The organism is Gilliamella apicola (assembly GCF_003202915.1).
Taxonomy (GTDB): domain Bacteria; phylum Pseudomonadota; class Gammaproteobacteria; order Enterobacterales; family Orbaceae; genus Gilliamella; species Gilliamella apicola_Q.
In genome coordinates, this window is sequence record NZ_QGLP01000006.1 from 20,311 (window position 1) to 31,554 (window position 11,244).

An 11,244-nucleotide genomic window follows, 5' to 3' on the forward strand; every position below is an offset into this window, starting at 1 on the left:
AATAACGCAAATCATATCAATTAAGATTGATATTTAATAGTTGATAAAACAATCCCTGTCGCAACTGAAATATTTAATGCTGACATATTATCATTACCTTTCAAATGTACAACGTTATCAGCACAATTAATTAATTTTGTATTAATTTGTTGGAAAATAACTAATGCTACCTTCTTTTTAAAATTGAGTTGGCATAATTCAGTTGATGTAATAGATTTTAACTGACATGGTAATAAAGCAACAACTTGATAACCATGCTGTTTTAATATATCTATGGATGCAATAAAATCATCACTCTTAATGGATTCAATTGCTTCAATACCGCCTTCAGCAACACGCATAGCCGAACCACTATCAAGTAAATTGGTTTGACGTAAAATAACACCATTAACGCCAAAAAAAGCAGCGCTGCGAATTAATCCACCTAAATTATGAGGATTATTAACATCGTCAATGGCAATGATGCAATCATTAACTTTATCATCGTATTTACTTAAATAATCAAGTAAATTGAGCGGTATCCGTTTTTTGACAATTAAGCAGACGCCACCATGATGTGGAGTTTGGGTTAATTTAGTGATTTGCTCTGTTGACACAATATCATAACCCAGCCGTTGTTTGACCAACCAACTGATTAAATCCTTAAATTGGTATGTCATATCTTGGGTTATAAACAACTTCACAATAGCCGAACGTCGATGCTTAAATACTGCTTTACAGCTGTTTTCACTATAAACTAAGGTTTCTTCTTTTTTTTGTCGATACTCATCATAACCAAAAGTTGGTGTTTGATCGTTATCGCGAACTTTCTTTTGCCACGGAGACTCATGTTCATCAGACAAATCAAATTGCGGTTTAGATGATTTTTTAGTTCTATTTGCTGTTTTTGGTCGGAAAGTTTCAATTCGATCATGTTTTGCTTTGGAATTTGACTGAAAACCATCATTTTTACGCTTATATTGATGATCACTGCCTTTATCTTTTGCAGATCGTGTCTTCACATTGGATTGACTATTTTTGGCATAAAAGATTGTGGGTTTACTTTTTTCGCTAATATCGTTCATATTATTCCCAATTAAAGGCCGTTATCGTTTACGAATGGTTGGTGCAATTTTATCTAATACACCATTTATAAATTTATGACTATCTTCTGCTCCAAAAGTTTTCGCCAGATCAATAGCTTCATTGATAACGACTTTGTAAGGGACGTCATGTCTCTTCATTAACTCATAAATTGCAATTCGTAGTACCGCTAATTCAACTTGTCCTAACTCATCAACAGTTCTTTCGGTTAGGTAAGGTGTCATTTTTTCATCTAACTCTGCGGTGTTTTTAGCAACACCATGAAGTAATTCTCTAAAATATTTGCTATCAACACCCTTCATATCTTGTTCAGCCATAAAGCCGCTCTCAACATCAGCAAGATCATTTCTAGAGACTTGCCAAGAATAAATGGCTTGAACGGCACACTCTCTTGCTCGACGACGAGGATTAACTAACGCCACTAATTTACTCCTTAATTGTTTTGATAACATTTAACATTTCAAGTGCGGTTAATGCAGCTTCTGCACCTTTATTACCCGCTTTGGTTCCAGCACGTTCAATTGCCTGTTCAATACTCTCTGTCGTTAAAATACCAAAGCCAACTGGTATCGAATACTCTAAACTAGCATTCAATAAACCTGAACTTGACTCACCAGCAACAAAATCAAAATGTGCTGTGCTTCCACGAATAACCGTACCTAATGCGACAATGGCATCATATTTTTTTGATTGTGCAGCGACTTTTGCGGTTAAGGGTATTTCATAAGCTCCTGGTACCCAAATAACCGTAATGTTTTTATCTTCAACTTGACCAATACGCGTTAGTGCGTCTACAGCCCCATTAACTAAACTTTCATTAATAAATTGGTTAAAACGTGCGACGATAATGGCTACTTTGGCTTTTGGTGCAGCAACTTTACCTTTAACTGTTTGCATATTTATTCCTTAATCAATTGGTTCTGAATGCAATTTTATTTTCACTTTTTTGTGAATAAATTATCTGTCAATGATACCACAAATTAAAAGGTTATCCTATTAGCAAAAATGGCGAATTAACATGTTGATAACCAACCAAAGTAAGCATTATTATTAGAAAGTTAAAGTTTGAAAATTTCATGTTTATAAAATGTAATTTATCAATTAATAAATTGCTATTCCTCTTGATAAAAAAAATAATGGATTTTTAGTCATTGCTTTAACGCTTTTAACCGTTATGAGAAATTTTATTTTATTGCTTGCAAGCTATTATTAACTAATTACAATGGTATTAAGAAAGGGTTCTACAAAAGAGGTAATATTGATGTACATTAACACTATTCGCAACGAATTAAATCAGGCAATTGACGTATTGACCAATTTCGTTTCAAATGATGAAAACCTTAAACAAATCCAACAAGCGGCCATTTTAATCGCTGATTCATTTAAACAAGGTGGCAAAGTACTTTCATGCGGTAATGGTGGTTCTCATTGTGATGCCATGCATTTCGCAGAAGAGTTAACTGGGCGTTTTCGTGATAACCGACCATCCTACCCAGCCATTGCAATATCTGATGTGAGCCATATCTCTTGCGTTGGTAATGATTATGGCTTTGATGCTATTTTTTCTCGTTACGTTGAAGGTGTTGGTCAAAAAGGTGATGTGTTATTAGGCATTTCAACTTCTGGAAACTCAACCAATGTCATTAAAGCAATTGAGGTAGCCAAGCAAAAAGGGATGAAAATCATCACGCTTACAGGTAAAGATGGTGGAAAAATGAATGGGTTGGCCGATGTTGATATTCGTATACCTCATTTTGGTTATGCTGATCGTGTTCAAGAAATCCATATTAAAGTAATTCATATTTTAATTTTACTCATTGAAAAAGAGATGGCTTAACATGTGCGAATTATTGGGTATGAGCGCCAATGTACCGACTGATATCTGTTTTAGTTTTACCAGTTTAATTAAACGTGGTGGTGATAAAGGTCCACATAAAGATGGCTGGGGGATAACATTTTATGAAGGTAAAGGATGTCGAACGTTTAAAGATCCTCAACCTTGTAGTTTTTCCCCTATTGCTAAATTGGTTCAACAATACCCAATAAAATCTACGGCAGTAATTGCTCATATCCGTCAGGCTAATCGTGGAGGAGTTGCCTTAGAAAATACCCATCCTTTTACGCGCGAATTATGGGGCAAAAATTGGACATTTGCTCACAATGGGCAACTAACGGACTATCAAAAATTAGATACTGGTATTTTTCAACCTGTCGGATTAACCGATAGTGAATATGCTTTTTGTTATTTAATCAATCAATTACATAAAAAATATCCGCAAAAACCAACCAATGATATCGAACTATTTGATTATATTCGAGAGAGTGCAATTAAATTAACCGATCTTGGTATTTTTAATATGTTGCTTTCTGATGGTGAATATGTATTTGCCTATTGTTCAACTAATCTACATTGGATCACTCGAAAAGCGCCATTTGGTAAAGCTAAATTAATTGATGAAGATGTAGAAATAGATTTTCAAAAACATACCAGCCCAAATGATATTGTTACCATTATTTCAACCATGCCGTTAACATCAAACGAAATATGGACTAAATTAGCTGTTGGGGAAGCTATTTTATTTAAAAATGGTGAAATCAACCAATCTTTCTCATTTTAACTTTGGTTATAGGGGGTTCATTTTTAAATAAATATTCTAAATAACCTAAAGTTAATAAACCTACTAAAGTTAAAACAATCCATGGTAAATGTGGTAAACCAATTTTAATAGCCATATCGTAAAGCCAACCTGCACCCGTATAGCCAATAAATCCGCCTAAAGCAAGTCCTAATCGACTAAATCCCATATAACTGCCTTTGGCTTTCGAGTTGGTTAAAACAGTGGCTAAAGTCTCTCTAGCTGGCTCGGCAATTATAGCGCCAAGGTAAAAAAGTGCGATAAGAGATAATAGAATAGATAATTGTGATGTAAAACCAATAATTATAAAAGCAAATGACATCAACAATAAACCAAATTTAAGACGTTGATCTAGCCTAAAGTATTTTTCACTAAATCGCGCCAGTGGATAAAGCAGAATCAATGAGATAGTCGCTTGGATAGCGTACATCCATTTTACATAGCTTGGGCTACCGGAAACTGTAGTAATGGTTAAAGGTAGCATCAACATGATTTGTACCCAAAGCACATAATAACCAGTCAAGGTTAATACATAATGAGTAAATTTTTTATCTTGCAAAACCATTTTCATGCCATTAATAATTGGAGCTTTACCAATTGCAATATGATAAGCGGGTAAGAACAGCAGATTAAAAATACCACATAAAAAAAAGATAAAAGCACCACACCAGCAAACTAATTGGAAATCATAATCTATTAAGATACCACCAATCAGAGCACCGATAACGGCTCCGGCATTATCTTGTATCATTAGCAACGAAATAAACTTACCTCGCTCGTGAGGTCTGGTAAATTTAATAGTTAATCCCATTCGGGGAGGATCAAATAACAATCCTCCTAATGCAGAAAGTAAACATGAAACAAGTAGTAACCAGTGTTCAGTGGCTAATGCCATTGAGATAAAACCAATCGATCGCAAAAACATACCGGTTATAATCATTGGTTTTGCACCAAAACGATCGGCTATTGCCCCGCCAATTAAGCCAAATCCTTGTTGAACGAATTGACGAAATCCTAAAGCAAAACCAACGAATAAGGCACTCCAGCCAACTTGACTAACAAAATGTGTAGACACCAATGGAAATACGACATAAAATCCCAACACAATAAACAAATTATCAAGTAATAATATATATCTACCTGTTTTACGAACTTGTGAAGGAATTGGCATTTATTGTATTCTTTTAATTAGATAACCTTGATAATCGGGAATTTCAATTTCCACTTCTTTTGTGAAGATTGAGGATTGTATGAGAGCATTAGCAGTAGCTTGATTAGTCGCAACCGGAATGTTCCAAACCGTTGATAAACGTAATAAAGCTTTTACATCTGGATCATGCGGAACGGCATTTAGTGGATCCCAGAAAAATATAAGAATATCAATTTTACCTTCTGCGATCAACGCACCGATTTGCTGATCGCCCCCCATAGGCCCACTGAGCATTGGTGTAATATCTAATCCGGTCTCTTTTTTGATTAATGTACCTGTCGTACCTGTTCCACATAAATTATGATGAGAGAGCTCTTCGCGATTTTTTTTGCACCAATTTAATAATGCTTCTTTTAAGTGATCATGCGCGACTAAAGCAATATTTTTCTTTGCTGGTAATTTTCGAGTAATATAAAGCATTGAATTAGTCCTAAAACGTTATTATTTTTTCTTTTTTATCAGACTATTTAACAAAGAGCAAGCAGTATTTGATGAAAAAATTTAATAAAAAAGGCACCGAAGTGCCTTTCATTAAATCGCAACATAAAATGATTAGAATTGATAAATTAATCCTAATGCTACAGTATCTTTTGCTGTTGCTTTAATTTGAGATTTAGTAAATGTACCATCTTCATATAAACCACGACGTGCACCAATATCATTTTTATCTAGCAAGTTGATTTTGTAATCAACAATTGCTGATAAGTTTTTATTGAAGTCATAAGTTAAACCAACATCAACATATTTAGCTAAATCATTACCTTTAAGACCGCTATCATTAGTTAAACTAGAAGCATCTTTAACTTTGTGTTGAATATAAGCAACAGATGGTGTTAATCGACCAATATCAAAATCGATACCGTATTGTGCAACTAATTCAAAACCTTTGGTTTTTAAATCATCAGCTTTACGGGTAGTTGAAGCATTGTCCCAACCGGCTTTTTGTTTGCCTTGAATATAAAGTGCTGCTAAATAAAGATTGTCGTTATCATATTTAACACCTGCTGACCATGCTTTAGCATCTTTATGACCACCAGTTTGTGCATAACCAGCACCAATTGATAAACCTGTATCTAATACATCCCAATCAATTACCGAACCCCAAGCTTCAGCACTGTCATGACCAGTACGTTCGTGATGATTTAGATATTGAGTTGAACTATTATCCCCATTGTCTGCATATTGAACAGCAAAACGTAGACCGTCAACCAAACCAAAGAAATCTGAATTACGATAAGTCGCAACAGCTTTTGTTCTAGCGGTTAATGCATAAATATCATTATTTGAAGCATCACCACCAAATTCGGGTAAAACATCAGTATATGAAGTTAACGTTTTTAATACACCATCATTACGACCATAATCAAATGAGCCGAAATCACCGAAATTCAGACCAGCATATGCATAACGAGTTTCGTTATCAGCATCTGTTCCAGTTTTTGCTTCATATTCCCAACGACCATAACCACTTAAGCTATCAGAGATTTGAGTTTGCCCTGACATACCTAAACGGGCAGTAGTTTTATCACCTTCACCGGTTTGATTATCACGGTCAGTAAGATAGTTTAAGGCATAAACTCGACCATAAAAGTCAACTTTATTACCATCTTTGTTCCATACTTCGATAGAAGCACTTGCAGTACCTGCAATTAATAGCGCAGGAATAGCGATTGCTAATAGATTACGTTTCATTTAGTTACCCTCTTAGGTATTTTATTATTAAAGATACAAAATATTTTGTTCTCGGTTTAATAAATAGCTGCTAACAAATAGCAACTAAATTATTACTGGGATATCTATTATTATAAATACTAGATTTTTATTGCAAACATTATGGATTAATAATGTCGTTAAGGTGTTATTCTGCGAATTGATATTATTTTATGGGCTAATATTAATTTTTTTTAAGCATAAAATGTTTTTTTAGACGTGATAGCATTCAATAGATGAAAAAAAAGGCACCTAAGTGCCTTTTTCAGAGATAGTTTAGATCTCAAGAGATTAGAATTGGTAAATTAAACCAACACCTAACACATCTTTAGTACCTGGTTTGTACGGATGACGACCACTGCTTTCACGAACTGTGTTATTTTCAGCGCCTTCATCGTATTTTTTAAGTAAATTGAATTTATACTCAACGATAGCACTGAAGTTTTTATTAAAGTCGTATGTCGCACCAACAGAAACATATTTAGCTAAATTACGACCTACTTTATGATCATCATCATAGTAATCATCTTCAGTATTAGATAATTTATGTTGAACATAAGCAACAGATGGAGTTAAACGACCTACTTCTAAATCAATACCATATTGAGCAACTAACTCAAAACCTTTGACTTTAAAATCTTTATAACGGTCACCATCAACACCTTTCTCATTCCAAGTATCGAATTTAGTTTGGAAATAGTTAGCTGCTAAATATACGTTATAGTTGTCGTATTTGATACCTGCAGTCCAAGTTTTAGCTTTTTTAACATCACCACCTTCGTTGTATTTAGATTTACCAGCAGTTTGCGCATAACCTGCACCAGCAGTTAAACCAGTATCAAAAAGACGCCATTCAACATTAGCACCGAATGCTTCACTACTATCACCTGTGAATTCATCAATGTGACCATTCGCATCAAATACTGGAGCTGAACGTTTACCATCAACGGTATGTGAATTGTCACCATTGTCAGCATATTGTAATGCAAAACTAACATCATCAGTTATACCAAATAGGTTGTTATTACGATAAGTTGCAACAGCTTTAGTACGAGCTGAAAGTACGTTCCAAGAATTGTTTGCAGCATCACCACCAAATTGTGGTAATACGTCAGTATAAGCAGTGATAGATTTTAACACACCATCATTACGACCATAGTCGAATGAACCGAAGTCACCAAAATTTAAACCAGCAAATGCATAACGAACTTCGTTGCTTGAATCTTTACCAGCTTTTGCTTCGTATTCCCAACGACCATAACCAGTAATACCGTCAGTGATTTGAGTTTGACCAGACATACCTAAACGAGCTGAAGTATCATCACCTTCACCATCTTGTCCACGGTCAGTGATATTATTAGCGGCTTTTACTCGACCATAAAAGTCAACTTTATTACCGTCTTTGTTCCACACTTCGATAGAAGCATTTGCACCAGCTGCTACTAAAAGAGCAGGGATAGCGATTGCTAATAGATTACGTTTCATTTCTTACCCTCATGGTTATTTTCCTAAAAGACACATCTTTTGGTTTGTGTCAATTTCATTACAATGATTGTTCATCCAAAAATAATATTCAATTATTATTTTTATCTTACCTTTCAAAGCAATGTAAATTATGTATTAAAATTATTTAAAATCAAGTGAACTTTTCGAAAAAAATGGTGTCTAAGGCTAAAATTTGGTTTGTTTGGTTATTTTTTGCGCGAATATTGGCTTTTTTTTGATAACAAATTTGATATCAACTGACTGTTAGTCAGTTGATCATTTGAGCAGATTTTAGAAATTTGCACTACGAGGGGTTCTTGGAAATGGAATCACATCACGCACATTTTGCACCCCTGTGACATAGACAATTAGCCGCTCGAAACCAAGTCCAAAACCTGAATGAGGCACAGTTCCATAACGGCGCAAATCACGATACCACCAATAGTCTTCTTTTTTAAGACCTAACTCATCCATCCGTTTATCTAACATATCTAAACGTTCTTCACGTTGTGAACCACCAATAATTTCACCGATACCTGGCGCTAATACATCCATAGCGGCAACAGTTTTACCGTCATCATTCATACGCATATAAAATGCTTTGATATCTTTTGGATAATTTTTAACTACCACTGGTGCTTTAAAATGTTGCTCAGCTAAATATCGCTCATGTTCAGAAGCTAAATCTATCCCCCAACTTACTGGGTTTTCAAATTTAACCTTACAATTTTGTAAAATAGTAATGGCATCGGTATAATCAACTTGCGCAAAATCAGCATTAATGAAACTTTCAAGACGATTAATGGCATCTTTATCAATGTGCTGCGCGAAAAACTGCATATCATCGGCACGTTTTTCAAGTACTGTCTTAAAGACATATTTCAACATATCTTCAGCAAGTTTGGCATTATCGTTAAGATCAGCAAACGCCACTTCTGGTTCCATCATCCAAAACTCAGCTAAATGACGAGTAGTATTTGAGTTTTCAGCTCTAAAAGTAGGACCAAAAGTATAAACTTTTGAAAGTGCACAAGCATAAGTTTCAGCATTAAGTTGCCCAGAAACAGTTAAAAAAGCTTCTTTACCAAAAAAGTCTTTATCAAAATCAACCTTACCATTATCTGTTTTAGGCAGATTTAACATATCTAGTGTTGAAACCCTAAACATTTCACCGGCACCTTCAGTATCAGAGGCAGTAATAATTGGTGTTGAAAGCCAGAAAAAACCTCGTTCATCAAAAAACTGGTGAATAGCTTGTGCTAAGGTATGGCGGACACGGGTAATTGCACCGACAATATTGGTTCTTGCACGTAAATGGGCAACTTCACGCAGATATTCAATTGAGTGACGTTTAGCTGCCATTGGGTAGGTTTCAGGATCATCAACAAATCCATAAACGTCAACTTGTGTTGCTTGCAATTCATATTTTTGACCTTGACCTGGAGATTCAACCACTTTACCTGTCACTTTTACTGAACAGCCAGCAGTTAAACGTAAAATATCTTGCTCATAATTGGGTAAATCTTTTTCAATTACCGCTTGGATTGGATCAAAACAAGAACCATCATACACCGCTAAAAATGAGATACCGGCTTTTGAATCGCGGCGGGTTCTAACCCAGCCTTGTACAGAAATGGTACTACCAACAGCAATTTTACCTTGTAGCACGTCAACAATAGGAGCAACTGAATTCATTTTATTATCCATCTCTATTTATTATATAGTAAGTAATATTAAAAGTAATATATTAGCTGAATTTTAATATCCGTTTAAAGGTCATTTAAAATTGATGATAGAGATTATTTATAAGACTCTATTATTTTTTCAATTGTTAACACTAACCGTTAATATGATTAATGATTGACTTTAAACGTTCTTTTTAATTCATTAATAAAAGCCAAATCTTTCGAAATCGTTTTACCAGGACTATCCGATAACTTAGCTACCGATTGATTATTGCATTCGGTCAGTTTTAAGACAATGTTTAGCGATTTAGTATTTACCTCGGTAGAGGGAATATCACAAGCTAAGAAACCACCTATACCAAATGATAATTGTACCCGATGATTGAAGTGATTATAAATTTTTAGCGCTTTATCAAAGTTTAAACTGTCAGAAAAAACCAATAATTTTGTTCTAGGATCAATGCCTAATTGTTGATAATGACTAATCGCTTTCTCGCCCCACTGTAACGGGTCACCAGAGTCATGACGTAATCCTTGATAATGAGAGGCGAAATAGTAATCAAAATCCCGCAAAAAAGCATCCATTGTAATACAATCAGTTAAAGCGACACCTAAATCATGCGGATATTCAGCTAACCAAACTTGCAATGCCGTTTTTTGACACTCATGCAAATTGGGACTTAGGCGTTGATGAGCTTGAAACCATTCATGGGCTTGTGTACCAACAGGTGTCAATCCTAAACGATATGCAAGTAGATAGTTACTGGTACTATGAAAGTTGGTAAAATGCTTTTGTAAATAACCAACAACTGCTTCTTGTACAGCAAAAGAGTAGCGTCTTCGAGTACCAAAATCCATTAAATTAAAACCTGACATATCGATATTATGAGTCTGTTCATCAAACTTGGCTAATTTATCTTTAAGTCTTACCAATGCTTGTTCTACGCCGATATTTGGCGAGCGATCTTTATGAACAATCTCACTAATTACAGCAAGCAATGGTACTTCCCATAAAATAACATCAACCCATTTGCCTTCGATTTGAATAACTAGCAAACCATCTTCATTTTTTATTGTTAATAATTGGCCATTAAAACGCCAATTTTTTAACCAGTTTAAATAGTCTGATTTAAAAAAGGGAATACCTGATAAATAGGCAAACTCGTCATCGGAAAGGGATAAAGATTCCATTAATTTAACTTGATGAGCGATTTGATCGGCATATTGACCAAGTAGATCATCACTACGACAGCGAAACTGTGCAACTACAGTGGCGTCAGGGTAATGATGAAATACGGCCTGCTGCATATGCAACTTATAAGCATCAGTATCTAATATTGATGTAATTATTGCGGGTAACATATCTATCTATTATCAGTTCTTTAAAGAAAATTCTGAAGATTATAGCAGAATAATTATTAAGATATAGCTTAAT

11 protein-coding genes are annotated in these 11,244 nt (G+C 34.7%); 2 read left to right on the forward strand and 9 right to left on the reverse strand.

What is annotated here, in order from left to right; translation table 11 throughout:
• Positions 1-20: 20 nt before the first annotated feature.
• The 3 genes from DKK79_RS10750 to ribH are packed head-to-tail and all read right to left on the reverse strand — an operon-like array spanning position 21 to position 1,980.
• Complete coding sequence (locus tag DKK79_RS10750) at positions 21-1,064, reverse strand: TrmH family RNA methyltransferase (protein ID WP_110424097.1); 1,044 nt, start codon at positions 1,062-1,064, stop codon at positions 21-23.
• Between the two features lie 21 nt (positions 1,065-1,085).
• Positions 1,086-1,505: a transcription antitermination factor NusB gene (gene nusB, locus DKK79_RS10755; protein WP_034883492.1), complete on the reverse strand. Its 420-nt coding sequence runs from the start codon at positions 1,503-1,505 to the stop codon at positions 1,086-1,088.
• Between the two features lie 4 nt (positions 1,506-1,509).
• Positions 1,510-1,980 carry a 6,7-dimethyl-8-ribityllumazine synthase gene (gene ribH / locus DKK79_RS10760; RefSeq protein WP_110424099.1) on the reverse strand — a complete coding sequence of 157 codons (471 nt, stop codon included), beginning with the start codon at positions 1,978-1,980 and terminating at the stop codon, positions 1,510-1,512.
• Between the two features lie 364 nt (positions 1,981-2,344).
• On the opposite strand from ribH, the gene lpcA reads away from it, so the two are divergent.
• A complete protein-coding gene (gene lpcA / locus DKK79_RS10765) occupies positions 2,345-2,920 on the forward strand; it encodes a D-sedoheptulose 7-phosphate isomerase (protein ID WP_110424100.1) in 576 nt (191 codons plus the stop codon).
• 1 nt (position 2,921) lies between these two features.
• Positions 2,922-3,701 carry a class II glutamine amidotransferase gene (locus DKK79_RS10770; RefSeq protein WP_110424101.1) on the forward strand — a complete coding sequence of 260 codons (780 nt, stop codon included), beginning with the start codon at positions 2,922-2,924 and terminating at the stop codon, positions 3,699-3,701.
• Here DKK79_RS10770 and mdtH read toward each other — a convergent pair.
• From mdtH to pncB, 6 genes are all read right to left on the reverse strand, one after another.
• Positions 3,679-4,890 carry a multidrug efflux MFS transporter MdtH gene (gene mdtH / locus DKK79_RS10775; protein ID WP_110424102.1) on the reverse strand — a complete coding sequence of 404 codons (1,212 nt, stop codon included), beginning with the start codon at positions 4,888-4,890 and terminating at the stop codon, positions 3,679-3,681. The two genes, DKK79_RS10770 and mdtH, sit on opposite strands and share 23 nt — an antisense overlap.
• Positions 4,891-5,349, reverse strand: coding sequence for a methylglyoxal synthase (locus DKK79_RS10780; protein ID WP_034883504.1), 459 nt, complete (start codon positions 5,347-5,349; stop codon positions 4,891-4,893).
• Positions 5,350-5,481: 132 nt separating this feature from the next.
• Complete coding sequence (locus DKK79_RS10785) at positions 5,482-6,621, reverse strand: porin (protein WP_110424103.1); 1,140 nt, start codon at positions 6,619-6,621, stop codon at positions 5,482-5,484.
• Positions 6,622-6,930: 309 nt separating this feature from the next.
• A complete protein-coding gene (locus DKK79_RS10790; RefSeq protein WP_110424104.1) occupies positions 6,931-8,124 on the reverse strand; it encodes a porin in 1,194 nt (397 codons plus the stop codon).
• Positions 8,125-8,415: 291 nt separating this feature from the next.
• The gene (gene asnS, locus DKK79_RS10795) at positions 8,416-9,819 is read right to left on the reverse strand and encodes an asparagine--tRNA ligase (RefSeq protein WP_110424105.1); all 1,404 of its coding nucleotides are present in this window, start codon (positions 9,817-9,819) and stop codon (positions 8,416-8,418) included.
• A 158-nt stretch (positions 9,820-9,977) separates the two neighbouring features.
• Positions 9,978-11,171 carry a nicotinate phosphoribosyltransferase gene (pncB, locus tag DKK79_RS10800; protein WP_110424106.1) on the reverse strand — a complete coding sequence of 398 codons (1,194 nt, stop codon included), beginning with the start codon at positions 11,169-11,171 and terminating at the stop codon, positions 9,978-9,980.
• Positions 11,172-11,244: the final 73 nt, after the last annotated feature.

Coding starts and splice junctions, on each gene's coding strand:
- DKK79_RS10750 (WP_110424097.1), bottom strand. CDS start 1,064: ATGAACGATATTAGCGAAAAAAGTAAACCCACAATCTTTTATGCCAAA.
- ribH (WP_110424099.1), bottom strand. CDS start 1,980: ATGCAAACAGTTAAAGGTAAAGTTGCTGCACCAAAAGCCAAAGTAGCC.
- lpcA (WP_110424100.1), top strand. CDS start 2,345: ATGTACATTAACACTATTCGCAACGAATTAAATCAGGCAATTGACGTA.
- DKK79_RS10770 (WP_110424101.1), top strand. CDS start 2,922: ATGTGCGAATTATTGGGTATGAGCGCCAATGTACCGACTGATATCTGT.
- mdtH (WP_110424102.1), bottom strand. CDS start 4,890: ATGCCAATTCCTTCACAAGTTCGTAAAACAGGTAGATATATATTATTA.
- DKK79_RS10780 (WP_034883504.1), bottom strand. CDS start 5,349: ATGCTTTATATTACTCGAAAATTACCAGCAAAGAAAAATATTGCTTTA.
- DKK79_RS10785 (WP_110424103.1), bottom strand. CDS start 6,621: ATGAAACGTAATCTATTAGCAATCGCTATTCCTGCGCTATTAATTGCA.
- DKK79_RS10790 (WP_110424104.1), bottom strand. CDS start 8,124: ATGAAACGTAATCTATTAGCAATCGCTATCCCTGCTCTTTTAGTAGCA.
- asnS (WP_110424105.1), bottom strand. CDS start 9,819: ATGAATTCAGTTGCTCCTATTGTTGACGTGCTACAAGGTAAAATTGCT.
- pncB (WP_110424106.1), bottom strand. CDS start 11,171: ATGTTACCCGCAATAATTACATCAATATTAGATACTGATGCTTATAAG.